Source organism: Gemmatimonadota bacterium (assembly GCA_016713785.1).
GTDB lineage: Bacteria > Gemmatimonadota > Gemmatimonadetes > Gemmatimonadales > GWC2-71-9 > JADJOM01.
In genome coordinates this window covers 1,328,766-1,351,663 of sequence record JADJOM010000003.1, presented here as the reverse complement: position 1 = coordinate 1,351,663, position 22,898 = coordinate 1,328,766, and the positions used below count along the sequence as shown (strand labels likewise).

The following is a 22,898-nucleotide window of genomic DNA, read 5'->3' as shown; positions in this document are numbered from 1 at the left end:
CCGTCGAGAGACCATGTTCAATCCGAAGACGCACTGCGTCGTTGTCGTCGGCGCCCAGTGGGGTGACGAGGGCAAGGGCAAGCTGGTGGATGTGCTCGCCGAGCGGGCGGACTATGTCGTCCGCTACCAGGGGGGCGCGAACGCCGGGCACACCGTCTGGATCGGCGATGCCCAGTTCATCCTGCACCAGATTCCCTCGGGGATCCTGCACGACCGGTGCACCTGCGTGGTGGGGAACGGGGTCGTGCTCGATCCCGAGACCTTCTTCACCGAGCTCGACGGGCTCACCGCCAAGGGCGTGAACACCAGGGGCCGGATCGTCATCTCCGACCGGGCTCACCTGGTGCTGCCCTACCACAAGCTGCTCGACAAGGCGCACGAGCGGAGCCAGAATATCGGCACCACGGGGCGCGGGATCGGGCCGGCGTACGAGGACAAGATCGGCCGCCGCGGGGTGCGGGTCGGCGACCTCCGGCACCTGGAGTCGGCCAAGGCGCTCCTCTCCGAGCGGGTGGCGCGCGCCAACCAGCTGCTGGCCATGATGGGCAGCAGCGAGCTCGCCTCCGAGCGGGAGCACCACGAGCTGCTGGAACGGCTGGCCCCGCGCCTCCTGCCCATGGCGGTGGACGCGGGCTGCATGGTGCACACGGCCCTCAAGGAGGGCCGCCGGGTGCTGCTCGAGGGGGCGCAGGGGGCGCTGCTCGACGTGGACCACGGCACCTACCCGTTCGTGACCTCGTCCAACACCACCGCCGGGGGCGCCGCGATCGGCGCGGGCGTGGGGCCCACCGCCATCGACGAGGTGCTGGGGGTGGTCAAGGCCTACACCACCCGGGTGGGTAACGGGCCGCTGCCCACCCAGGCGGAGCCGGGGGTGGAAGAGCACCTGCGCAAGCTGGGCGGGGAGTTCGGGGCCACCACCGGCCGGCCGCGCCGCTGCGGCTGGTTCGACGCCACGGTGGTGCGGTACTCGGTGCGGGTGAACGGCCTGACCGGGCTGGCGGTGACCAAGCTCGACGTGCTCGACACCTTCGCCGAGATCCCGGTGTGCACGGACTACACCCTCGAGGGCGAGGACTGCCACGAGATGCCATCGGACATCCGGACCCTAGAGCGGGTGACGCCCCGGTACGAGATGCTGCCCGGGTGGCGGAAGCCCACCACCGGCGCCCGCAAGCTCGCCGACCTCCCGCCCGAGGCCCGGGCCTACCTCGACCGGCTGCAGGACCTCTCCGGGGCGCCCATCCGCTTCGTCAGCGTGGGGACCCGGCGCGACCAGATCATCGGCGTGTCGTGAACGCCGAAGCCACCACGCTGCTGGTGATCGGCGCCGGGCCCTGCGGTCTGGCCGTGGGCGTCGCGGCCCGGCGCGCCGGGGTTCCGTGCCTCCTGCTCGACCGCCGCACGGTGGTCTCCACCATCGAGCGCTACCCGCTCAACATGACGTTCTTCTCCACCCCGGAGAAGATCGAGATCGGCGGCGTGCCGTTCATCGCCAGCCACGAGAAGCCCACCCGGCGGGACGGGCTGCTGTACTATCGCCGCGTGGCCGAGCACTTCGGGCTCGACGCGCGCCCCGGCGAGGAGGTCAGCGCCGTGGCCCGGCGCCCGGGCGGGGGCTTCGAGGTGCGGGTGCGCCGCCGCCACGACGACACCGTGTACCACGCCGACCACGTGGTCTTCGCCACCGGCTACTACGACTGGCCCAACCTCCTCGGCGTCCCCGGCGAGGACCTGCCGCACGTCTCGCACTACTTCACCGAGGGCCACCGGCACTGGCACCAGGACGTCATCGTCATCGGCGCGGGCAACAGCTCCGTGGACGCGGCCCTCGAGTGCTGGCGGGCCGGCGCCCGGGTGACGCTGGTGCACGTGGAGGAGGGCTTCGACCGGGCGGTGAAGCCCTGGGTGCTGCCCGACATCAACAACCGCCTCAAGGAAGGCAGCATCACGGCGGCGTGGCGGAGCCGGGTGGTGGCCATCACCCCGGCGGAGGTGGAGGTCGAGTCGCTGGCCGATGGCTCCCGCCGCCGCCTGCCGGCCGACGCGGTGCTCGCCATGACCGGCTACCACGCCAACACCGAGCTGCTGGAGCGCCTGGGCGTGCCGGTGGATCAGGCCACCGGGGTGGCGGCCCACGACGAGGCCACCATGATGACGCCGGTGGCCGGCTGCTTCCTGGCGGGCGTCATCGCCAGCGGCAAGGACGCCAACCGGCTGTTCATCGAGAACGCGCGGGACCACGGGGAGCTGATCGTGCGCGAGGTGCTCCGGCGAGGGGGCGGCGGATAGGCGGTTCGGCGGTTGGGCGGTTGGCAACCCGGCGCGTGGGCGATCAGGCGATTGGGCGATTGGCGCAAGGCAGCGGGGGCGGAATCCGAGACCGGATTCCGCCCCCTTGGTATGTCCGCCGGGCCGTCCCCAAGGGGATTCCCTCGCCCCCGGGTCGCGGCTTCGCCGCTCCCGAATGGGGCTCGGTCACCGAGCCGCCTTACTGCGACTGCAGCCGGGCGAAGAGCGTGTCCATCGGCATGGTGTTGAGCCACACCGGGTCGAGTTCGTAGTAGCGGTTCTTGATGTACCGCCCGGTGGTCGGGAAGTAGGGCGGGGGCGCGGTGGCGCCGCAGGGGTCGTAGGTATGCGCCTCCTGCCAGCCGGCGGAGTTGTACGTGGCGATGCGGATGAAGCCCTGGATCAGGCCGCCGGTGACGCGGACGTAGCCCCCCGAGCCGGCGGGTGACATCTCGCCGGGGAGCAGCGGCTCGGTGGCGTTGTAGTTCTCGCCGCCCCAGTCATCCAGGGCAAAGATGAAGGCGTGGTAGTTCTCGCTCGACGGCGTATCGTCGCCGGACAGCTTCCAGACGTTGTTCACCTTGAACGGGCGCTGGATGCTGTTGTCGGAGATCAGCACCGAGTCGGCGGAGAGCAGGCCCAGGATGTCGCCCTGGTCGTTGCACTGGGTGCCGGGGGCGGTGACGTAGGTGATGTCGTCGGCCAGCATGATGGTGCCGTTGGCCACGATGCTCACCCGGCCGCGGAGGCGGCCGCTCACCACCACGCTTCCGTTCACGTAGACCACGCCCTTGAAGTTCGGGTTGCGCCCGAGCGGGATCAGGTACTCGTCGTCGCCGGTACGCCGCGGGGTGAGCGCGGCCAGCGGGCCGAGGCGGCGAAGCACCCAGGAGCCGCGGAAGGTCCGGGTAGCCGCATCGGTCACGGCTGCCTGCGGGGTCAAGGTGTCGATGGCCGGATTGCCGGTGCCACTGGGACCGAACAGCACCGGGTCGCCCCCCAGGTAGCATCGCTTGCCTGGCAGGTTCAGCAGCGCACGGGCGGCGGCGATGGCGGGCGCGTTGTTGGCCGAGATAGAGTCGACGTAGCGATACTCGGCCATCGATGTCAGCCAGATGCCGGCGGTGCCGATGCCGCCGCAGTTGTCGGAGTACATGTTGGGGTCGTTCGTGCTGTTGTATCCGCCATAGTTGCCGTGCGCACCAGTGGGCGTCACCAGGGTGCGGCGCGCACCCACGTAGTTGCGGTTGTTGTTGTCGGTCGCCGCCACGCCGGTGATCCGGGCCTGGAAGACGCGCATAAAGCCCTCGTCCCAGTCGAACTGGCCGTTGCCGTTGACGTCGATCGGGATGAACTCGATGCGCACGCTCGGCGTGCGGGTGTTGCCGGTGCCCATCGAGGGGGTGATGTCGTAGTCGCCACCGACAGCGTCGGACTGCTGGGCGAAGCTCTGCATCAGCGCGAACTGGGCGGCCGTGGGCCACGGCACCGTGCCGGTGCCGGTCTGGTAGCCCTGCTGGAAGTTGCCGGAGCTCGGGTTGCCCACCGACCCGGCCACCTGCACCTGCCCGGTGAAGAGCACCCGGTTGGCGCCGGTGCAGCCGCTCTGCAGGTAGAGGTTGGTGTTGGAGAAGAACGGCCCCTGCACCTGCTCGCTGCAGCCATACACGATGGCGCCACTGGTCCAGCTGTTGATGGCCACCGCGAACTTGGACCACGACTCCTGCGTGAGCAGCAGGCGCCGGGCCGCCACCGCGCCGCGGGGGTCGGAGATCACCGAGACGATCGAGGCCAGGTTGAGGCCGTACTGGCCGGCGCTGCCGAGGCCGCCGGTGCGGCCGCCGGAGCGGCCGGCGTAGATGGAGCGGGTGTAGCCCGGGATGACGTTGCCCTGGGCGTCGCGCACCGGCTGGTTGAGCTGCAGCACGGTGTCGCCGGTGGCGGGGAGCATCCCCGGGTTCCGGTTGAGGGAGTCGCGCCCCATCTCGAGCCCGGCGTCGGCGGAGGACTGCAGGCCGGCCTCGCGGGCGTGGTAGCGGCTCACCAGCGCGTTGTTGCCGGACATCATGATGGCCCCGATGGCGATGGCCGCCACCAGGAAGGCCAGCATGAGGGTCATGATGAGCGCCACGCCGCGTTCATCGCGGGGGACGCGGGGCAGTCGGCGGATCGGCATACCGGGCTCCTTCACGGGCAACGGGGCGGTGCGCATGCGTCAGTTGGTCAGGGCGGTGTCGACCACGAAACTCGACACGTTGGGGGTGCAGTCCTGGGCCACCACGGCGAAGCGGTACACCACGCCGGCGGTGTTGCCACCCGAGACCCAGGTGTAGTTGGCGCTGCCGTCGGCGCGGACGTTGCCGAGCAGCTCCCACGGCGGGGAGGGGACGGCGGTGTCATCGTGCCGGTAGATGATGTACTGCCGCACGTCCATCTCGGCGCCACCGTCGTCCGGGGAGGCCGTCCAGTAGAGGCTGTCGGTCTCGCTGCCGGCCACCCCGTCCCACCAGGCAGTGACGGTGACGGGACCCAGCGGGGTACGGCCGCAGACGATGGGCTGGGGGAGGCCGTTGTTCGGCACCTCCACCACCGTGGACACCGACCAGCGCCGTTCGTCCACGCCGACCTTGCCGTTGGTGACGCGGAAGTTGAGCCGCACGGCGCGGACGCTGTCGGGAAGCTGGTACGCCAGGGAATCCGCCGTGGTGATGCCGCTGATCAGGGGCCGGCGCATGAGCGGCAGGTTCCCGTTCGGCACCGTGATGAGGGTGTTGGACGAGATCCGGAGGTACTCGAAGAACGGCCGGCCCAGGGAGTCGGCCATGATGTTCCGGGCCACCACCGTCGGCGCCAGCGCATTGAAGCGCAGGCTCAGGGTGTAGTCGTCGGTGCGGCCGGTGGTGCCGTCCGCCGAGAAGTACAGGATGACGGTCTCCGCCGAGCCGGTGGCGCCATTGGCCATCCGGTAGTTCACGCTCGGGTAGGTGTAGGTCGGCGACGAATTGGGGATCGTCGTGGCCGCGGCCGAGTCCCAGGCCACCGCGCCCACGCTGTCGGCGTCGGGATTGAAGTACACCGCCCAGCGCATGTCGGCGGTGTCGCTCTCGGCGTAGTCGGCGTTGAAGGCAAAGGTGTTGCCGTCGCCGTAGACGATCATGGGCTGGGTGCCGGCCACGCCCGCCCCCTCGGTGCGGATGATGCGCTCCAGGGTGGTGATGATGTACCGGCCATTCTGGTACAGGTCGGTGCGGTCGGCACCGGTGGCAAAGCCGCGGGTCTGCGAGCGCAGCAGGGCCACCGCGCTGCCCATGACCAGCGACAGGACGATCAGCGCGATCATGACCTCGAGCAGCGAGAAGCCGGCGCGGCCGGAGCGGGCAGGGCGTGCGGTCATGGGCGGGCCACCATGTTGGTGAGGCTGATCGTGTCCCCGGGCAGGGTCGGGTCGGTCACCCGGACCGTGATCGTGGTGAGGTCACGCGCCGGCGAGCCGGTCTGGTCCCGGGTCACGTAGGTGCGGCGCCGCATGCCGGGAAAGCCGGGGAACCCGGTGGTGTCGGCGGCGGGCCCCGTGCCGAAGTTGCTCACCAGGGTGGTGTACCGCGGGTCCGAGGCCACCATCTGCATCCGGGCCCGGGCCACCTCGGTGGCCATGGTGCGGGCGGTGGTGGTGCGCACCCCGTGCATGAAGACCGCGACGAACCGGCCCAGGCCGGCCAGCACCACGGTCAGGATGACGATCGCGATCATGACCTCGATCAGCGTGAAGCCGCGTCGACGCATGGGAGTCCTCACTTTCCGCTCACCCAGGTACCGTTGGCATAGGTCCACCAGAACGCCCGCCCGGTGGCTTGATCGATGGCCACCGCGCGCTGCTTGAAGGCGCCGCGCGACATGCCGGCCTGGTCCTGCGCGTACGCCTTGGCCGTGGTCAGGTACAGCCCGCCCGACTCGTTGGCCGTGCCGTCGCGGTGGAACACGATGGCCGGCAGGCCGCCCTGGGTGCGGGTGAAGCTGCAGACCGCGGCCCCGAAGGCCAGGGCGGTGGCGCCGCTGGTGCGGAACAGGACGCCCTCGTCGAGCGGGGCATTGCTCACCCGCTCGCCGTTCTGGATCACCCCATCGTTGTTGCGGTCCTCGTGCAGCCGGAGGGTGCGGTTCACGGTGTCCACCGCCACCCACACGTCCATCTGGAGGCTGACCGCCTCCCGCTGTGCGTGGGCAAACGTGAGCGTGACCGTCCGCATGGCGGAGTTGGCCTTGGCGCCTTCGAAGTCGATGCGGGGGAGCCCGACGGCCGCCACGATGCCGATGATGATGATCGTGATCATCGCCTCGACCATCGTGAAGCCCGCCTCGGCGCCGGAGCGGCGCCCAGGTGCGGGGGACGGCATAGCAGGGAACTGCATGTTCCACACTCCAGGCAGCCGGGCTGTCTCGGGGAGACCCCTGGCTTTGCGTCCCGCCGTCGCCGACGGTTTGCCGTTCACTGGGAACCGCTGGCCAATGTACGGGGCAAAGCCCATAGGGAGTGAGTGAGCGGCATCACGGTGGACGCTCGCCCCCTTCGGCCTCTCACACCCTCGCCCGGCAGCAAGGGGCAAGAAGTACGCCCTCAGGGTGAATGCGGTCAACTCATTGCACAGCAATGGGTTGCAGGAGTGTCGCGGGGGGTACGCCACAGGCATGGCCGCGCGGATCGCGGCGAACTGCCTGACGGGACCGGCGCTGGCCTTCCGGACGGCCCCCCGCGTGCACCCTGAAGGGTCCCTGCACCATACACGACCCTCCCGCATCCCACAAGCGATTATCCGGTATGGACTTGGGCCGCCAAGCGCTTGCCGCCCCACCCGGATGCACCTACCTTTTGGGCCGCTCAGCCTCCCTCCACCTCCAATCAGCGACGCACGATGGCGGATACGACTCTCATGGACAAGCTGGTGTCGCTCTGCAAGCGGCGCGGCTTCGTCTTCCAGTCTTCGGAGATCTACGGCGGCCTCGGCTCGGTGTGGGATTACGGGCCGCTCGGCGTGGAGCTCAAGAAGAACGTCAAGGACCGCTGGTGGCGCGCCATGGTCCACGAGCGGGACGACATCGAGGGGCTCGACGCCGCCATCCTGATGCATCCGCGGGTGTGGGAGGCGTCGGGCCACGTGGCCGGCTTCACCGACCCGCTGGTGGACTGCAAGACCTGCAAGGCCCGCTTCCGGGCCGACAAGCTGCAGGACGCCCAGTGTCCCCAGAAGCCCAGCAAGAAGCCGGGGGAGCACAGCGCCTGCGTGCTGACCGAGCCGCGGCTGTTCAACCTGATGTTCAAGACCTTCATGGGCCCGGTGGAGGAGCAGGCGGCGGTGATCTACATGCGCCCCGAGACCGCCCAGGGCATCTACGTCAACTACCAGAACGTGCTCAACGCCTCGCGCCAGAAGGTGCCGTTCGGCATCGCCCAGATCGGCAAGGCGTTCCGCAACGAGATCACGCCGGGCAACTTCATCTTCCGGACCCGCGAGTTCGAGCAGATGGAGATGCAGTTCTTCGTCAAGCCGGGCACCGACGGGGAGTGGTTCGAGCGGTGGCGGGAGCAGCGGATGGCCTGGCACCACAGCATCGGCCTGGCGCCGGCCAGGCTCCGGTGGCACGCGCATGGCCCCGGGGAGCTGGCCCACTACGCCCGGGCGGCGTACGACATCGAGTACGAGTTCCCCTTCGGCTGGAACGAGATCGAGGGGATCCACAACCGGGGCGACTTCGACCTGGGGCGGCACCAGGAGTACTCCGGCAAGAAGCTCGAGTACTTCGACCAGGCCGCCAACGAGCGCTACCTGCCGAACATCGTGGAGACCTCCGCCGGCGCGGACCGGGTGACCCTCACGCTGCTGGTGGATGCCTATCGTGAGGAGGAGGTCGAGGGGGAGACCCGCGTGGTGCTGGGCTTCCACCCGGGCGTGGCGCCCATCAAGGCGGCGGTGCTGCCCCTGGTCAAGAAGGACGGGATGCCCGAGCGCGCCGACCGGATCTTCCACGCGCTCAAGAAGCAGTTCCCCTGCTTCTACGACGACAGCGGCGCCATCGGGCGGCGCTACCGCCGCATGGACGAGGCCGGGACGCCCTTCTGCTGCACCGTCGACGGCCAGACCCTCGAGGACGGCACCGTGACCGTCCGTGAGCGCGATGCCATGACCCAGGTCCGGGTCGGCGAGGCGCACCTGATCGACTGGATCCGCGAGCGGCTCTAGGCGGCGCCGTGCCCGGAACGCACGAGGGCTCCCCCCGGGATCCGGGGGGAGCCCTCGCTGCTTCAGGGATAGCGGGCTAGAGCAGCGCCTCGGGCACCGGATCCGGCACCGTGGCAGGGCTCGGGACGCGGCGGTACACCCGCTCGAAGATCGGGGTGGCCATGAGCGTGGTGACGATGGCCATCAGCACCATGATGGTGAACAGGGTGGGGGTGATGATGCCCCGCTCCAGGCCGATGTTGAGGATGATGAGCTCCATCAGGCCACGGGCGTTCATCAGGGTGCCGATGGCGAGGGCATCGCGGTTGTTCTCGCCGTTGATCCGGGCCGCGGCCCAGCAGGCAAAGCCCTTGCCCAGCGTGGCCGCGAGGATCACCGCGCCGACCAGGACCCACAGGGCGGGGGTGTTCACCAGCCCGATCTTGGTATTGAGCCCCGAGTAGACGAAGAACAGCGGCAGGAGGAACGTGGTGGTCATGGGGCCCACCAGCCGCTCGATCTCGCGGGCGAACTTCCCGCGGGGCATGGCGATGCCCATGATGAAGGCGCCGAAGACGGCGTAGATGTGGATGAAGTCGGTGAACCACGCCCCGAGCATGACCAGGCTGAGCACGGTGGCGAGCATGCCGTTGCTCATCTTCCCCTCACGCTCCACGATGGCGCCGAGGCGGGCCAGCAGCGGGCGGAGGAACACCATGACCACCACCACGTAGGCGATGCCGCCGCCGATGGCGGTGGCGGCAAAGGCGGGATCGTCGGTGAAGCTCGCCAGCACCACGGCCAGCACGCACCAGGCCGCGGCGTCATCGAGCGAGCCGGCGGCGAGGGCGAGGGTGCCGAGGGTCGTCCCCGCCAGGCCGCGCTCGTAGATGATCCGCGCCAGCATGGGGAAGGCGGTGATCGACATCGACGCGCCCATGAAGAGGATGACCTCCGTGGCGCTCGCGCTCGGGGCGAAGAACTCCGGCTTGCCGTGCAGGAAGAGGGCGATGGCGCCGCCCAGGCAGAAGGGGGCGATGATCCCCGCGGCGGAGATCGACAGCGCGCTCCGCATCCGCTTCTTGATCAGGTTGACGTCAAACTCGAGCCCGATCGTGAACATGTACACCGCGAGCCCGATCTGGGCGACCGCGAACAGGATGGTGTTCGAGGCCTTGGGGAACATGTAGTCCTTGGCCAAGGGGAAGAGCAGGCCGAACAGCGACGGCCCCATGACCACGCCGGCGATCATCTCGCTGACCACCTGGGACTGGCCGATCCGGGTGAAAATCATCCCCATCACCCGGCAGACCCCGAGGATGAAGGCCAGCTGGAGGAAGAACAGGACCGACAGGTCAAAGTTCGACATCAAACAATCTCCGGCGGAGGGGAAGGGCCTGCCCCAGTCTTCAGCAAGCGCGGTGCCGCCATCCCGGCCCCCGGGAACGGCATTTCCCGCGGCTTTCGCGGGCCCCGCCCCACAGCGCTGTGGCACTTGACCCACATCCGGGCCGGGACGACCCTTCCCGGGCCCGGCCCACCTCCCAGGAGTTCCCGTGCCTACCCGGCGAACCAGCGACACCCACGCCACCACCCTCGGCGGACGGACCCTCCGGCCCGAGAGCCTGATGATGAGCTACGGGTATGACCCGAAGCTCTCGGAGGGAGCGATCAAGTGCCCCATCTTCCAGACCTCGACCTTCGTCTTCGAGTCGGCGGAGGCGGGCAAGGCGTTCTTCGAGGTGGCGTACGGGCTCCGGGAGCAGGGCGCCACCGAGCGGTCCGGGCTCATCTACAGCCGCCTCAACAATCCCGACCTCGAGGTCCTGGAGGACCGCCTGACGCTGTGGGACGGCGCCGAGGCCTGCGCCGTGTTCGAGAGCGGGATGGCGGCCATCGCCACGACCCTGCTGGCCTGCGCCCGCCCCGGCGACGTGATCCTCTACAGCCGCCCCCTCTACGGCGGCTCGCACCACCTGCTGCAGCACTTCTTCGCGCAGTACGGGGTGGAGGCGATCGGCTTCCTGGCCGGGGCGCCGCTGCCCGTAGCCGAGGCGGACCTGCTGCGCGCCGTCGGCGGCCGCCCCGTGGCGGCCATCCTGATCGAGACGCCGGCCAACCCGACCAACGCCCTGGTGGACATCCAGGGCGTGGCCGGCCTGGCGCAGCGGCTGGCCCACGGAGGGCGCCGGCCCATGGTGGTGGTGGACAATACCTTCCTGGGCCCGCTGTGGCAGCAGCCGCTCAAGCACGGCGCCGACCTCGTGGTCTACTCGGCCACCAAGTTCCTCGGGGGCCACAGCGACCTGATCGCCGGCGCCTGCCTCGGTTCCCGGGAGGCGCTGGCGCCGGTCCGCGGCCTGCGCACCTTTCTTGGCACGATGGCGGGACCCTGGACGGGGTGGCTGCTGCTCCGCAGCCTCGAAACCCTCAAGATGCGGATGACCGCATCGATGAAGAACGCCCGCTATGTCGCGGACTTCCTGCGGGACCACCCCCGGGTGCGCGCGGTGCACTACCTCGGCCACCTGGAGCCTGGACACCCGATGTACGACGTGTATCGCCGGCAGTGCAGCGCGCCCGGCTCGCTCATCGCGCTCGAGGTGGAAGGGGGCGAGGCCGGGGCGTTCCGGTTCCTCAATGCCCTCAAGCTGGTGAAGCTGGCCGTCAGCCTGGGCGGCACCGAGTCGCTGGCGGAGCACCCCGCGTCCATGACCCACGCGGACGTGCCGGCGGAAGTGAAGGACGGGCTCGGCATCACCCCCGGGCTGGTGCGCCTCTCGGTGGGGGTGGAGCACTTCGAGGACATCGTGGCCGACATGGAACAGGCGCTGGCGGCGGTCTGACCGGTGCGCTTCGCCGACTTCGAGGCCCTCATCCGGCGGCTCGCCGCGGAGGTCCCGGCGGAGTTCCTCGAGGGCGTGGCCGGCATCGAGGTGCTTCCCAAGGCGTTACCCCACCCGGAACGCGCCGAGATCTACACTCTCGGCGAGTGCATCCCCTTGCCGGTCGAGGGAGGCAGGGACAGTGAGGTGGAGAGCCGGGTGGTGCTCTACCATGGCTCGTTCCAGGCGCTGGCGCGGCTCCAGCCCGAGTTCGACTGGCGGGCGGAGGCGTGGGAGACCCTGACCCACGAGCTGCGCCACCACCTGGAGTGGCGGGCCCGGGTGCCGGACCTCGAGGCCTTCGACTGGGCCGCGGAGCAGAACTTCGCCCGGATGGACGGTGCCCCCTTCGACCCGGACTTTCCGCTGTCGGCGGAGCGGGCGGGCGAGGGGGTGTTCCGTCTGGACGATGACTTCTTTCTTGACCGGCCGGTGCGGCGCCTGCCGGCCGCGGTGGCGTTCGGCTGGCACGGCACGGCGTACGCCGTGGCCGTCCCGGCAGGGGCGCACCTCCCGGCGCTCCTGACGGTGGTGGACGGGGTCGCCGAGCCGCCCCCGGGGGAGTTGGTGATCCTGTTGCGGCAGCCGCCCGGGCTCCTCGACCTCTTCCGGCGGCGGCTGCCCCCGTACCTCGGAGAGGTGCGGGCCCGTGCCGCCCCGGGCCCCGGGGGGCTATTTTCTCCCGGCGGGGCGTGAGCCCCCCTAAGGAGACGAAATGCGCGCAACGATACTGGCCCTGGCGTCCGCCCTGCTGCTCCCGGCCGCGCTGGCCGGGCAGGCCGCCACCCCCGCGTACCGGGTCGGCGTGGTGAGCGAATCCGGGGACATCGTGACCTGGCTGTGGGCCCGCGGGGGGCGACTCACGGTGGACCGGGTGATCCCCGTCGGGATCATGCCGGCGGACATCGACGGGCCGCACAACCTCGCGGTCTCGCCCGACAGCCGGTTCTACTTCATGTCGATCGCCCACGGGACGCCCTTCGGCTCGCTGTGGAAGATGGACGTGCACGGCGACACGCTCGCGGGCCGGGCCCCGCTCGAGATGTTCCCCACGACCATCGGGATCACGCCGGACGCCGAGCTGGCCTTCGTGGCCAATTCCGACTTCCACGGCGACCATCCGCGGGTGAACCTGATCAGCGTGGTGCACATCCCCACGATGACTACCATCACCCACCTCCCGGCGTGCGACATGCCCCACGGGGTCAAGCCGAATCACGCCGGCACGCGGGTCTACATCTCGTGCATGAACAGCGACGAGTTGCTCGAGATCGAGGTGGCCACCCTGCGGATCACCCGGCGCGCGTCCACCGGGGCCGGGCACGACATGAACGCGATGGCGGGGATGGACCACGGGACGATGACCCACGCCCCCGCCGCGGCGGCGGCCTCCGCTCCCGCCCCCGCCGCCGCCGGCGGTGAAAGCTGCGCGCCCACGTTCGTCTCGGTCTCGCCCGACGACCGGACGCTGTACGCCGCCTGCAACCACGGCAATTCGCTCCAGGTGTGGGACGCCGCCACCCTCACCAAGGTGAAGGAGATCCCGCTCGGCGCCGGCGCCTACAACGTGGAGCCGTCGCCCGACGGGCGCTGGGTGATCGTCACCAACAAGAAGGCGCAGAGCTTCAGCCTGGTCGACGCGGCGACCCTCACCGAGGCGGCGCGGGTGCCCACCACCAAGAAGATCGTCCACGGGGTGGCCTGGTCGCCGGATGGGGCGTACGCCTTCATCAGCCAGGAGTCGATCGGGGCGGATTCCGGCGCGGTCGACATGTTTGACCTCGCCGCGCGCAAGACCATCGCCACGATCGGGGTGCCGGCGCAGCCCACCGGCATCGCCATCCACGTCCTCCGCCCCTAGTCCACGAGCCCCTGCCATGACGCACGAGACCCTGACGTCCCTGCCCGGCGCCGACGTGATCGGCCGCGCCAAGCGCTTCTTCCAGGACCGGGTGCCGGGAAGCGCCGCATTCCCCGAGAAGGAGGGGCCCGCCTTCCTGACCTTGCGCGGGCAGGGCGGCGAGGAGATTGCGCTGGGGGTGTCACCGGTGCCGGGCGGCACCCGGGTGCGGGCCTCGACGCTGCTGTTCGACCAGGGTGTGGCACGGTTCCTCTCCACCCTGCCGGTCGTCGCGGAGGGCGCATGAGCACGATGCCGGTCCGGATCATGGTGGAGGATGCCTGGGACGAGGTGACCCTGGACCTGCCGGCGAGCACCCCGGTGCACGACGCCAAGCGCCGGGCCCTCGCGCTGACCCATCGCATGGGCGACGTGTCGGGGTACGTCATCAAGTTCCGCGGGGCCGAACTGTTCGACGAGGGCCGTTCGCTGGCCGACCACGGGGTGGTGGCCAACGCCGCGCTGATCGTGCTCCCCCGCCGGCGCCGGCCCGTCCGGTAGGCCGTGCAGAGCGCGCCGCCGCCCGCGCGCGGCCGGGCGATGACCATCCTCGCCGTCGGGTTCCTGGTGCTCGACGGCGTTCTGCTGCTCCTGGCCGGGTTGTGGACCTATCGCTGGGGACCCTTCCTCGGGGGGGCCACCTGCCTGGCCGGGGCCGCCGGCGTGGGGTGGCTGTGGCGGCGCCACCAGCGGCAGGTGGCTGACCTCGCCGCGGCGCGACAGGCCGTGAAGGCGGAGGTGCTGGCCCTGCGGGCCCTGGTCCGCGGCGAGCGTCCGGAATGAACCCCGTCGCCGTCTTCACCCATCCCGACTGCATCCGTCACGATCCCGGCCCCGGTCATCCCGAGGCCCCGGCGCGGCTCATCGCCGTGGTGGAGCGTCTCGAGGATGACCCGCGGGCCCGGATCGCGGTGCCCCCGGCGGGCGGCCGCTTTGACCTGCTGGCGGTGCACCCCGAGACTCACTTGCGGCACCTGGAACAGTGGAGCGCGGGCGGGGGCGGGGTGGTCTCGGTGGATACCATCACCAACGAGGCCAGCTGGCCGGCGGTGCTGGGGGCGGTGGGGGCGGTGATCGCCGCGGTGGACCACGCCCATGCCGGACGGGGCCACGCCTTCGCCGCGGTCCGGCCGCCGGGGCACCATGCGCTGGCCCAGCGGGCGATGGGCTTCTGCCTGGTGAACAACGTGCTGGTGGGCGCGCGCCGGGCGCAGCGGTTCGGGCGGGAACGGGTGCTCGTGATCGACTGGGACGTGCACCACGGCAACGGTACACAGGCCCTGATGGAGCATGACGAGACCGTCCGCTACGTCTCCCTCCACCAGCACCCCTGGTACCCCGGGACCGGGATGGCGGAGGAGCGCGGGGTGGGCAACGTCTTCAACGTGCCGCGGGGCCCGGGCGCGCCCGCGGAACGGTACGTCGAGGACCTCTGGGCCGCGATCGTGGCGGCCACCGACCGCTGGACCCCGGAGATGGTCTTCCTCTCCGCGGGCTACGACGCCATGGCGGGGGATCCGCTGGGCGGCTTCACGCTCGAGGCCCGCGACTTCGTGACCCTCACCACCCGGCTCCGCGAACGCCTCCCCAGGTCGCCCGTGGTGGCCGTCCTCGAGGGGGGCTACGTGCCCGCCCGGGTGGCGGAGGGCGTGGCCGCGACCGTCGGCGCGCTGCTGTAGCCTCCCACCACACCCCGCGCGGGCCTACAGCGGCACCGCGGCGCGCAGTACATTACCTGCCCACCCACGCCACCTGGAGCCGTTCGATGTCGTCATCCCTGCGCATGGAAGCCGAGGTCCTGAACCTCCGGACCCGCCATCCGTTCATCATCTCGCGCGGGGGGCAGAGCGACTACCGGACCATCTGGGTGCGCCTGGTGGACCACGACGGCGTCGAGGGCTGGGGCGAGGCCGCGCCGGCGCGCATCTACGGCGAGTCGACCGAGACGGTGCTGGCCTCGCTGCAGAACTACGCCGAGCACCTGGCGGCGAGCCCATTCCACCTCGAGGACATCGAGCGCCAGTGGGAGACGCAGATGCGGCTCAACCCGGCCGCGCGCTGCGCCCTCTCCGCCGCGCTGCACGACCTCATGGGCAAGAAGCTCGGCGTCCCGGTGTACCAGCTGTGGGGCCTCAACCCGGCCAAGGCGCCCCGCTCCACCTTCACCATCGGGATCGACACCGCCGAGAAGCTGCGGCAGAAGGTGCTGGAGGCGGAGGAGTACCCGATCCTCAAGATCAAGCTCGGCACCGACCGGGACGTCGAGATCCTCAAGACCATCCGCGACCTCACGGCCAAGGAACTGCGGGTGGACGCCAACACCGGGTGGAACACCAAGCAGGCCATCCGGATGCTGCCGGTGCTCGAGGAGTTCGGGGTGACGGTGCTGGAGCAGCCGCTCCCCGCCGATGACCTCGACGGCCTGGCCCAGGTGACCCGGCACTCCCGCATCCCGGTGATCGCGGACGAGAGCTGCCTGGTGGCGGCCGACATCCCGCGACTGGTCGGCAAGGTGGACGGCATCAACATCAAGCTGGCCAAGTGCGGCAGCCTCCGGGAGGCGCTGCGGATGATCGCGATCGCCCGGGCGCACCACCTGATGGTCATGGTGGGCTGCATGATCGAGAGCTCGATCGCCATCACGGCGGCGGCGCACTTCACCCCGCTGGTGGACATCGTGGACCTCGATGGCGCGGCCCTGCTCGCCAACGACCCGTTCGCGGGCGCCACCATCGCCGGCGGCCAGGTCCGCCTGCCCACCGGTCCGGGGCTCGGCCTCAGCCGCCGATGACCCCGGCGTTCGGGCTGGTGGCGCTCCCCCTGCCACTGGCCCAGCCCTACAGCTATCGCGTTCCCGAGAGCCTTGCCGACCGGGTGGTACCGGGCGCGCGCGTGGTGGTGCCGGTCCGCCAGCGCGAGGTGGTGGGCGTCGTCGTGGCGCTCACCGACGAGGCCCCGGCCCAGGCGGCGCGCGACATCCTCGCCGCGCCGGATGACGAGCCCGCCCTCCCCGCCGCCCTGCTCGAGACCGCGCGCTGGATCGCCGGCTACTACGGCGCGCCGCTCGGCCTGACCCTCCGGGCCATGCTGCCGGGGGCCCTCTGGGGCGAATCGCGGGTGCTGGTGGCGCTCACCGGCCGCGCGGTCCCCGGGGGCGTGGCGGGCGAGGTCGGCGCCTACCTGGAGCGGAAGGGCGGGGCGGTGGCGGTGGCCACGATCGCCCGGGCACTCAAGCGGCCGGTCTGGGACCCGATCAACCGGCTGGCCCGGGTGGGGGCGGTGTCCCTGACGGTGGAGGCGGCCGACACCGACGCGGCAAGGCAGACGGAACGCGTGGCCGCGCTGGCGGAGACGCTCCCCTCGCTCGCGGAGCGGGAGACGCTGTTCCGGCGGAGCCCCGCGCAGCGCGCCCTGCTTGAGGCGCTGGAGGAGTTGGGTGGCCGCGCGCCGGTGCGGCACCTGCTCGACCAGCTGGGGCTCTCCCGGGCCGGCCTCGACGCCCTGGTGCAGCGCGGGCTGGTGGGCATCGAGGAGGTCGAGGCCGCCCGCGACCCGTTCCGCGACCTGCCATCCTCCCCGCCGCCCCCCACACCGACCCCGGCGCAGGTGGCCGCCCTCGCGCAGATCGCCGCGCTGGCGCCCGGCGACGGGGCGCTGTTGTTCGGGGTCACGGGGAGCGGCAAGACCCTGGTCTACCTCGAGGCCATCCGCGCCGCGCTCGCGGCGGGCCGCGGGGCGCTGCTCCTGGTGCCGGAGATCGCCCTCACGCCGCAGACGGTGAGCCGGGTGCGCGGCGTCTTCGGCGACCAGGTGGCGGTGCTCCACAGCGGTCTCTCGGACGGGGAGCGGGCCGACGCCTGGCGGGCGCTCCGTCGCGGGGAGCGGCGGGTGGCGGTGGGCGCGCGGTCGGCGGTGTTCGCCCCGGTCCGGGACCTCGGCGTGATCGTGGTGGACGAGGAGCACGAGGCCAGCTACAAGAACGGTGAGGCGCCGCGCTACCATGCCCGCGACGTGGCGCTGGTGCGGGCCCGCCTGGAAGGGGCCCGGCTGGTGCTCGGGAGCGCCACGCCCTCGCCCGAGAGCATGCACCGGGTGGGACCACGGCTCACCCTGGTGCGGCTGCCGGAACGCGCCGGCCTGCAGCCGCTTCCGCCGGTGGAGCTGGTGGACCTGCGCTCCGCCCCCCGCGTGCGCGAGGCCGGCCCGCTGCCCTGGACGGCGCCGCTCGACGCCGCGGTGCTCACCGCCCTGGCGCGGCAGGAGCAGGTGCTGCTGCTGCTCAACCGCCGCGGCTACGCCGCCACGCTGCAGTGCCAGGCCTGTGGCGCGGTGCGCCAGTGCGGCCAGTGCAGCATCTCGCTCACGGTGCACCAGGCCCCGGCGGGGCTGCGCTGCCACTACTGCGGCCACGACGAGCCGATCCCGGCGGCCTGCGTCGAGTGCGGCGGGGCGGTGCAGCGGATGCGCGGGGTCGGGACCCAGCAGCTGGAGCGGTTCCTCGCCGGGCGGTTTCCGGAGGCGCGCCTGGCGCGGATGGACCTCGACACCACCAGCACCCGCTGGTCGCACCAGGCGATCCTCGACCGGGTGGGCCGCGGCGAGGTCGACATCCTCCTCGGGACGCAGATGATCGCCAAGGGGCTCGACTTCCCCAACGTGACGCTCGTCGGCGTGGTCGACGCCGACACCGGGCTGCACCTGCCGGACTTCCGCGCCGCGGAGCGTACCTTCCAGCTGCTGGCGCAGGTGGCCGGCCGGGCGGGGCGGGGCCCAAAGGGCGGGCGGGTCGTGATCCAGACCGCGAACCCCGCGCACTACGCCCTGACGATGGCCGCCCGGCACGACACCGAGGGGTTCCTGCACCTGCTGCTGGAGGAGCGGCAAGCGCCGCCCTATCCGCCGCTCGCCGCGCTGGTGAATGTGGTGGTCTCGGGGGAGGTGGACACCCAGGTGGCCGATGGCGCGGCAGAGGTGGCCGCCTGGTGCACGCGCCTGGTGGAGCACCAGGCCCTGCCGGTGAGCGTGCTGGGCCCGGCGCCCTGCGCGCTGGGCCGGATCAAGGCACGCTGGCGCTGGCACCTGGTGCTGCGTGGCGAGTCCGACGCGCTGGGCCGGATCGTGCGCTACGCCACCGGCCGTCTCCCCACGCCGGACGGAACCCGGGTGGTGCTGGACCGGGATCCGGTGAGCCTGCTGTAGTCGAGTCCCTGGCCCCGCGGCAGCGCGGCGGCCGTCACGCGCGGGAGGAGCCTGCATGTCCGACGAGCTTGGTGCCCTGTACCTGCGGGACGCCATCGAGCGCTTCAAGGCCCACAAGAAGCTGGGGGAGCGGGCCATCGCGCAGGTGTACGATGGCGGGCTGGCGCGCACCCTCGACCCAAACGCCAACAGCATCGCCGTCCTGGTGAAGCACCTGGCCGGCAACATGCGCTCGCGCTGGACCGGCTTCCTCACCACCGACGGCGAGAAGCCGGATCGCGACCGCGACGCCGAGTTCGTCGTGGCGCCCGACGTGTCGCGGGCGGAGGTGCTGCAGTGGTGGGACGACGGCTGGGCCCGGCTGTTCGAGGCCCTCGGCGCCCTCCGGCCGGCCGACCTGACCCGGACGGTGCTCATTCGGGGCCAGCCCCACAGCGCGCTCGCGGCCATCAACATCCAGCTGGCCCACTACGCCTATCACGTGGGGCAGATCGTGCAGCTGGCCCGGCACCTCGCGGGGGCGCAGTGGCAGACGCTGTCGGTGCCGCGGCGGAAGCCCTCGTGAGCCTGGCGTTCGTGGCGGGCGCCACCGGGTACACCGGGCGCGAGGTGGTCCGGGCGCTCCGCGCACGCGGGATCGAGACCGTGGCCCACGTCCGGCCCGACTCGGCTCGCCTCGCCGAGTGGCGCGACCGCTTCGCGACGCTGGGGGCGCGGACCGATGCCACCCCGTGGGATGGCCGCGCCCTGACCCAGGCGCTCACCATGCTCCGGCCCGATGCGGTGTTCGCGCTGCTGGGCACCACGCGCGGGCGGGCCGCGGAGGCCGCCCGCGCGGGTCGGGACGAAGGCTATGAGGCCGTCGACTACGGCCTCACCATGGTGCTGTACCACGCCGCGGCGTTGTCGGGCGGGACGCCGCGCTTTGTCTACCTCTCCTCCGCCGGGGTGCGCGAGTCCGGCGGGAATGCCTACCTGCAGGTGCGGGCGCGGGTGGAGCGGGCGCTGCGGGAGGGTCCGCTCCCCTGGGTGTCGGCGCGCCCCTCGTTCATCACCGGGCCGGACCGGGACGAGGTCCGCCTGGGTGAGCGGATCGGCGCGAAGGTGGTCGACGGCCTGCTCGGGGCGGCGGCGCTGCTTGGCGGGAGGCGGCTATGGGCGCGTTATCGCTCCACGACCAACGCGGCGCTGGCGGAGGCGCTGGTGCGGCTGGCGTTCGATGCGGGCCGGGTGAACCGCGTGGTGGAGTCGGAGGAGCTGCGGTAAGGCGGCGGGGAGGGGCAGCGCCCTTCCCCGCCCCTGGATCAGAACACGACCTGCAGCCCCGAGGTGAGGTAGCGGTCGGTCTTCTTGAAGCCGGGCTCCGGCTGGTTGTCGAAGCGAATGACGTAGCCCGCCTTGAACGCGATGCGCGAGGAGAGCGGCGCCACCAGCGCGGTCTCCGAGTTGACCCGGGTGTCCGAGCCATCCTCGAAATTCTGCAGCACCTCCGCCCCCTGCTGGAAGTACGCCGCCGCGTTGAGCATCTGCTTGAACAGCAGCGCCCCGCGGCCGCTGGCGAAGTTGTCGCTGAGGCCCGCCAGGTCCCGCTGCTGGTTGGCGGCGGCGCCGGCCTCCAGCGTCAGGGAGGTGCGCGGCTGGACCACGGCCTTGAGGCTCAGGCCGGCGCCCTCCTCGAACCGCCGCGAGATGCCGGCGAACTCATTGCGGTCCCACCCTCCCAGCCCGTACAGCGCCAGTCGCGGCGTCAGGGCGTAGTCGGCGCGCAGGCCCGCAGTGTAGCTCTCCGCGGACTTGGTGCCCTCGGTGCGGCCATAGACCGCCCCGAAGCCCTGCGCGAGGGTCCAGCGCCCGGAGGTGTAGCTGGCCTTCTCGCCGGCGTTGAGCGTGGTGGTCGAGGTGTTCCCCGACGTATTGACGAAGCCGAAGTCGGTCTGGAGCGTCCAGGGCCGCTTCGGCGCGGCCTCCTGGGCCAGCACCGGCTGCGCGGCCACGAGGGCCATGGCGAGGGCCAGCAGCCGGCCGTACACATGCGATTGCATTGGTCGTGAGTTCCTTGCGGGAGACGGGTGGGGCTACTTCTTGGCGACGGACTCTTCCTTGAGCACCTTCTTGGAGAACATGAACACCAGCCAGGCCACGATCACGAAGTTCACCAGCGCCGCCAGCACCAGCCCAATCTGGAAATTCCCGACCGTCCAGGTCTGCCAGTCGCCGCCCGGCAGCACCAGGCCGACCACCGGCATCAGCAGCCCATCCACGATCGCCTTCACCAGCTCGCCCGCCTTGCCGCCGATGATCACGCCGATCGCGAGGCCGATGACCCCGTATTCCTTCAGGAACTTCATGAACTCGCCCTTCATGGCACGCCTCCTCAGGGGGAAAAAGGCGGCCGGTGGGTGCGCACCGCGCGCCCACCGGCCGGTACTGGAACATCAGTTGGTGCGGCTCAGCTCCACCCGGCGGTTGGCCGCGCGGCCCGCCACCGTGGTGTTCTCCTGCACCGGCTGGTCCGGGCCGTACCCCTTGGCCGTCAGCCGGGCCCCGTCAATGCCCTTCCCGATCAGGTAGTCGCGCACCGCGTTGGCCCGCGCCGCCGACAGCCGGGTGTTCGTGGCCCGCGACCCGGTGTTGTCCGTGTGCCCGCCCACCTCGACGGTCACGTCCGGGTTGTTCGCCAGCGACTCCGCCACCCGGTCGAGCACCGCCGTCGATGCCGGCAGCAGCACGGCCTTCCCGGTCTCGAAGTTCACGCCCTCGAGCACCAGCGGCTGGCCCGCCTGGAACAGCGCCGCGCAGCCCACCGCGTCCACCGTGGTCCCCGCCGGGGTGTCCGGGCACTTGTCCACGGCGTTCAGCACGCCGTCCCCGTCACTGTCCGCCGGGCAGCCCGTGGCATCCACCGCCGTGCCGGCCGGGGTGTTGGGGCACGTGTCGGCCGCATCGAGCACGCCGTCGCCATCGCTGTCCTTCGGGCAGCCATTGGCATCCACCGCCGTGCCGGCCGGGGTGTTCGGGCACCGGTCCGCCGCATCCACCACGCCGTCGCCGTCGCTGTCCTTCGGGCAGCCGGTGGCATCCACCGCCGTGCCGGCCGGGGTGTTCGGGCACTTGTCCGCCGCGTCCACCACGCCGTCGCCGTCGGCATCCTTGGGCAGCGAGCAGCCGGTGGCGTCCACCCGGTCGCCGGCCGGGGTCGCCGGGCAGCGGTCGAGGTTGTCGGTCACGCCATCGCCGTCGGCGTCCTTGGGCAGCGAGCAGCCGCTGGCATCGACCTTGTCCCCGACCGGGGTGGCCGGGCACTGGTCGGCCGAGTCAGGCACGCCGTCCTGGTCACGGTCGCCGTCGCCGTGCTTGCCGAGCAGCAGCGACAGGCCGGCCTGGAAGCCCCAGTTGAGGTTGTGGTCGGCCTGCTGGACGCCCAGCGCCGGGAACGGGCCGCCCTTGCTCTCGGCCGAGGCGATGTAGTCGAGCGTGCCGTCGAGCCGGATGCTCAGGGTGCCGCCGGTGCCGAGCCGCAGGCCCGCCAGCGCGCCCGGGCCGCCCTTGCTCTCCTCGTACCCCTTGCGGAAGAGGTTGTGGGCATAGCCGCCGCCCAGCAGGAAGGCCGTGTGGCCGCCGATCGGCAGGTTGTACACCAGCCGCCCGTGCAGCGGGAAGTTGCGCACGTACACGTCGGTGGACGTGTAGGTGGGGTTGTAGGCGGCGTCGGCCTCGAGGGCGAGGTTCGTGAGGACGAAGATGCCGAGCCGGCCGCCGACGCCCACGCGGTCGTCGAAGTTCAGGTCGGAGTCGTAGTGGGAGAAGCGGCCGAACGCGCCGACTTCGACCGTCCCCGGCGCCTGCGCCACCAGCGGCGCGGCGGCCAGGGCCAGCAGGGTGGCGGGAATCCAACGCATCCTTCGCATCATCAGCCTCGTGCAGTGGGGGGAGAAGGCGCTGCCGCGCGGTCCCGCAGCAGCGTGAACAGCAACTCGGCCAGGTCCGGCAGGGGCCTGGGGCGGGTGATCAGCAGGTCCACCGCGTGGCTCGCGGCCAGCGCCTCGTCCGGCTCGAGGGGCGGCGCAAGGAGGCACACCACCGGCGGGTGGACGGCCAGGCGGGCCCGGGCCGCGAGCGCGATCCCTTCCGCCGCCCGCCGCCCGAAGTGGTAGTCCGTCAGCATCACGTCGTAGGCGGTGACGCCGAGCTGATTCCAGGCGGTCTCGGGGTCCTCGGCCTCGTGCACCTCGAACCCGCGCATCCGGAAATAGTCCGCCACGGAGAAGCGGATGCCGCGCTCGCCGTGGACGAGCAGCAGGCGCCGGGTGGCCTCGGGGGACGAAGGATCGTAACGCATCGCTGCCCGCGCCTTGGCAAGGGCAGGGCCACCACGATGGGCCCGGGCGCGGGGCCGGATGTGCTTGC

The 22,898-nt window shown here is 71.5% G+C and carries 23 protein-coding genes and 1 riboswitch; of the genes, 14 read left to right on the top strand and 9 right to left on the bottom strand.

What is annotated here, in order from left to right; genetic code table 11:
• The first annotated feature begins 13 nt into the window (after window positions 1-13).
• Both IPJ95_14070 and ypdA read left to right on the top strand, forming a co-directional pair.
• Complete coding sequence (locus IPJ95_14070; protein ID MBK7924732.1) at window positions 14-1,297, top strand: adenylosuccinate synthase; 1,284 nt, start codon at window positions 14-16, stop codon at window positions 1,295-1,297.
• Window positions 1,294-2,292, top strand: a complete 999-nt coding sequence (ypdA, locus tag IPJ95_14065) for a YpdA family putative bacillithiol disulfide reductase (protein MBK7924731.1) — start codon at window positions 1,294-1,296, stop codon at window positions 2,290-2,292. The genes IPJ95_14070 and ypdA overlap by 4 nt, the downstream gene beginning before the upstream one ends.
• A gap of 199 nt (window positions 2,293-2,491) precedes the next feature.
• Here the strand turns inward: ypdA and IPJ95_14060 are convergent, their stop codons facing one another.
• Genes IPJ95_14060 through IPJ95_14045 form a run of 4 tightly spaced genes read right to left on the bottom strand, consistent with a single transcriptional unit; the run spans window position 2,492 to window position 6,701 of the window.
• Window positions 2,492-4,468, bottom strand: coding sequence for a pilus assembly PilX N-terminal domain-containing protein (locus IPJ95_14060; GenBank protein ID MBK7924730.1), 1,977 nt, complete (start codon window positions 4,466-4,468; stop codon window positions 2,492-2,494).
• 39 nt (window positions 4,469-4,507) lie between these two features.
• On the bottom strand, window positions 4,508-5,686 hold the full coding sequence (locus IPJ95_14055; protein ID MBK7924729.1) for a prepilin-type N-terminal cleavage/methylation domain-containing protein: 1,179 nt from the start codon (window positions 5,684-5,686) through the stop codon (window positions 4,508-4,510).
• A complete protein-coding gene (locus tag IPJ95_14050) occupies window positions 5,683-6,075 on the bottom strand; it encodes a prepilin-type N-terminal cleavage/methylation domain-containing protein (protein MBK7924728.1) in 393 nt (130 codons plus the stop codon). Before IPJ95_14050 ends, IPJ95_14055 begins: the two co-directional genes overlap by 4 nt.
• An 8-nt stretch (window positions 6,076-6,083) precedes the next feature.
• Window positions 6,084-6,701 carry a prepilin-type N-terminal cleavage/methylation domain-containing protein gene (locus tag IPJ95_14045; protein ID MBK7924727.1) on the bottom strand — a complete coding sequence of 206 codons (618 nt, stop codon included), beginning with the start codon at window positions 6,699-6,701 and terminating at the stop codon, window positions 6,084-6,086.
• A gap of 10 nt (window positions 6,702-6,711) precedes the next feature.
• Window positions 6,712-6,786, bottom strand: a riboswitch (cyclic di-GMP riboswitch).
• A 416-nt stretch (window positions 6,787-7,202) separates the two neighbouring features.
• Here IPJ95_14045 and IPJ95_14040 point away from each other — a divergent pair.
• A complete protein-coding gene (locus tag IPJ95_14040; protein MBK7924726.1) occupies window positions 7,203-8,528 on the top strand; it encodes a glycine--tRNA ligase in 1,326 nt (441 codons plus the stop codon).
• 76 nt (window positions 8,529-8,604) lie between these two features.
• Here IPJ95_14040 and IPJ95_14035 read toward each other — a convergent pair whose 3' ends face one another.
• Window positions 8,605-9,876: a cation:proton antiporter gene (locus IPJ95_14035; protein ID MBK7924725.1), complete on the bottom strand. Its 1,272-nt coding sequence runs from the start codon at window positions 9,874-9,876 to the stop codon at window positions 8,605-8,607.
• Window positions 9,877-10,063: 187 nt separating this feature from the next.
• On the opposite strand from IPJ95_14035, the gene IPJ95_14030 reads away from it, so the two are divergent.
• From IPJ95_14030 to IPJ95_13980, 11 genes are all read left to right on the top strand, one after another.
• A complete protein-coding gene (locus IPJ95_14030; protein ID MBK7924724.1) occupies window positions 10,064-11,353 on the top strand; it encodes a cystathionine gamma-synthase family protein in 1,290 nt (429 codons plus the stop codon).
• A 3-nt stretch (window positions 11,354-11,356) separates the two neighbouring features.
• Window positions 11,357-12,088: a metallopeptidase family protein gene (locus IPJ95_14025; GenBank protein MBK7924723.1), complete on the top strand. Its 732-nt coding sequence runs from the start codon at window positions 11,357-11,359 to the stop codon at window positions 12,086-12,088.
• A gap of 19 nt (window positions 12,089-12,107) precedes the next feature.
• Complete coding sequence (locus IPJ95_14020; protein MBK7924722.1) at window positions 12,108-13,253, top strand: hypothetical protein; 1,146 nt, start codon at window positions 12,108-12,110, stop codon at window positions 13,251-13,253.
• 16 nt (window positions 13,254-13,269) lie between these two features.
• Window positions 13,270-13,539: a hypothetical protein gene (locus IPJ95_14015; GenBank protein MBK7924721.1), complete on the top strand. Its 270-nt coding sequence runs from the start codon at window positions 13,270-13,272 to the stop codon at window positions 13,537-13,539.
• The gene (locus IPJ95_14010; GenBank protein MBK7924720.1) at window positions 13,536-13,793 is read left to right on the top strand and encodes a hypothetical protein; all 258 of its coding nucleotides are present in this window, start codon (window positions 13,536-13,538) and stop codon (window positions 13,791-13,793) included. Before IPJ95_14015 ends, IPJ95_14010 begins: the two co-directional genes overlap by 4 nt.
• Before the next feature lie 39 nt (window positions 13,794-13,832).
• The gene (locus IPJ95_14005; GenBank protein MBK7924719.1) at window positions 13,833-14,075 is read left to right on the top strand and encodes a hypothetical protein; all 243 of its coding nucleotides are present in this window, start codon (window positions 13,833-13,835) and stop codon (window positions 14,073-14,075) included.
• Complete coding sequence (locus IPJ95_14000; protein ID MBK7924718.1) at window positions 14,072-14,971, top strand: histone deacetylase; 900 nt, start codon at window positions 14,072-14,074, stop codon at window positions 14,969-14,971. Before IPJ95_14005 ends, IPJ95_14000 begins: the two co-directional genes overlap by 4 nt.
• 104 nt (window positions 14,972-15,075) lie before the next feature.
• Window positions 15,076-16,083 carry a dipeptide epimerase gene (locus IPJ95_13995; GenBank protein MBK7924717.1) on the top strand — a complete coding sequence of 336 codons (1,008 nt, stop codon included), beginning with the start codon at window positions 15,076-15,078 and terminating at the stop codon, window positions 16,081-16,083.
• On the top strand, window positions 16,080-18,491 hold the full coding sequence (gene priA / locus IPJ95_13990; GenBank protein MBK7924716.1) for a primosomal protein N': 2,412 nt from the start codon (window positions 16,080-16,082) through the stop codon (window positions 18,489-18,491). Before IPJ95_13995 ends, priA begins: the two co-directional genes overlap by 4 nt.
• A gap of 55 nt (window positions 18,492-18,546) precedes the next feature.
• Window positions 18,547-19,056, top strand: coding sequence for a DUF1572 family protein (locus tag IPJ95_13985; protein MBK7924715.1), 510 nt, complete (start codon window positions 18,547-18,549; stop codon window positions 19,054-19,056).
• On the top strand, window positions 19,053-19,757 hold the full coding sequence (locus IPJ95_13980; GenBank protein ID MBK7924714.1) for an NAD(P)H-binding protein: 705 nt from the start codon (window positions 19,053-19,055) through the stop codon (window positions 19,755-19,757). The genes IPJ95_13985 and IPJ95_13980 overlap by 4 nt, the downstream gene beginning before the upstream one ends.
• A gap of 38 nt (window positions 19,758-19,795) precedes the next feature.
• On the opposite strand, the gene IPJ95_13975 is transcribed toward IPJ95_13980, so the two are convergent.
• The 4 genes from IPJ95_13975 to IPJ95_13960 form a co-directional block, all read right to left on the bottom strand.
• Window positions 19,796-20,533 carry a DUF481 domain-containing protein gene (locus IPJ95_13975; protein MBK7924713.1) on the bottom strand — a complete coding sequence of 246 codons (738 nt, stop codon included), beginning with the start codon at window positions 20,531-20,533 and terminating at the stop codon, window positions 19,796-19,798.
• Window positions 20,534-20,566: 33 nt separating this feature from the next.
• Window positions 20,567-20,854, bottom strand: coding sequence for an MscL family protein (locus tag IPJ95_13970; GenBank protein MBK7924712.1), 288 nt, complete (start codon window positions 20,852-20,854; stop codon window positions 20,567-20,569).
• A gap of 72 nt (window positions 20,855-20,926) precedes the next feature.
• Entirely contained in the window at window positions 20,927-22,390 is a 1,464-nt protein-coding gene (locus IPJ95_13965) for a thrombospondin type 3 repeat-containing protein (protein ID MBK7924711.1), read from the bottom strand.
• Window positions 22,391-22,401: 11 nt separating this feature from the next.
• The gene (locus IPJ95_13960; protein ID MBK7924710.1) at window positions 22,402-22,830 is read right to left on the bottom strand and encodes a response regulator transcription factor; all 429 of its coding nucleotides are present in this window, start codon (window positions 22,828-22,830) and stop codon (window positions 22,402-22,404) included.
• Window positions 22,831-22,898 lie beyond the last annotated feature (68 nt).

Excerpts from the sequence above, each read along its gene's own strand:
- IPJ95_14070 (MBK7924732.1), top strand. The coding sequence starts at position 14 with ATGTTCAATCCGAAGACGCACTGCGTCGTTGTCGTCGGCGCCCAGTGG.
- IPJ95_14060 (MBK7924730.1), bottom strand. The coding sequence starts at position 4,468 with ATGCCGATCCGCCGACTGCCCCGCGTCCCCCGCGATGAACGCGGCGTG.
- IPJ95_14055 (MBK7924729.1), bottom strand. The coding sequence starts at position 5,686 with ATGACCGCACGCCCTGCCCGCTCCGGCCGCGCCGGCTTCTCGCTGCTC.
- IPJ95_14050 (MBK7924728.1), bottom strand. The coding sequence starts at position 6,075 with ATGCGTCGACGCGGCTTCACGCTGATCGAGGTCATGATCGCGATCGTC.
- IPJ95_14045 (MBK7924727.1), bottom strand. The coding sequence starts at position 6,701 with ATGCAGTTCCCTGCTATGCCGTCCCCCGCACCTGGGCGCCGCTCCGGC.
- IPJ95_14040 (MBK7924726.1), top strand. The coding sequence starts at position 7,203 with ATGGCGGATACGACTCTCATGGACAAGCTGGTGTCGCTCTGCAAGCGG.
- IPJ95_14035 (MBK7924725.1), bottom strand. The coding sequence starts at position 9,876 with ATGTCGAACTTTGACCTGTCGGTCCTGTTCTTCCTCCAGCTGGCCTTC.
- IPJ95_14020 (MBK7924722.1), top strand. The coding sequence starts at position 12,108 with ATGCGCGCAACGATACTGGCCCTGGCGTCCGCCCTGCTGCTCCCGGCC.
- IPJ95_14015 (MBK7924721.1), top strand. The coding sequence starts at position 13,270 with ATGACGCACGAGACCCTGACGTCCCTGCCCGGCGCCGACGTGATCGGC.
- IPJ95_14010 (MBK7924720.1), top strand. The coding sequence starts at position 13,536 with ATGAGCACGATGCCGGTCCGGATCATGGTGGAGGATGCCTGGGACGAG.
- IPJ95_14005 (MBK7924719.1), top strand. The coding sequence starts at position 13,833 with ATGACCATCCTCGCCGTCGGGTTCCTGGTGCTCGACGGCGTTCTGCTG.
- IPJ95_14000 (MBK7924718.1), top strand. The coding sequence starts at position 14,072 with ATGAACCCCGTCGCCGTCTTCACCCATCCCGACTGCATCCGTCACGAT.
- IPJ95_13995 (MBK7924717.1), top strand. The coding sequence starts at position 15,076 with ATGGAAGCCGAGGTCCTGAACCTCCGGACCCGCCATCCGTTCATCATC.
- priA (MBK7924716.1), top strand. The coding sequence starts at position 16,080 with ATGACCCCGGCGTTCGGGCTGGTGGCGCTCCCCCTGCCACTGGCCCAG.
- IPJ95_13985 (MBK7924715.1), top strand. The coding sequence starts at position 18,547 with ATGTCCGACGAGCTTGGTGCCCTGTACCTGCGGGACGCCATCGAGCGC.
- IPJ95_13975 (MBK7924713.1), bottom strand. The coding sequence starts at position 20,533 with ATGCAATCGCATGTGTACGGCCGGCTGCTGGCCCTCGCCATGGCCCTC.
- IPJ95_13970 (MBK7924712.1), bottom strand. The coding sequence starts at position 20,854 with ATGAAGGGCGAGTTCATGAAGTTCCTGAAGGAATACGGGGTCATCGGC.
- IPJ95_13965 (MBK7924711.1), bottom strand. The coding sequence starts at position 22,390 with ATGCGTTGGATTCCCGCCACCCTGCTGGCCCTGGCCGCCGCGCCGCTG.
- IPJ95_13960 (MBK7924710.1), bottom strand. The coding sequence starts at position 22,830 with ATGCGTTACGATCCTTCGTCCCCCGAGGCCACCCGGCGCCTGCTGCTC.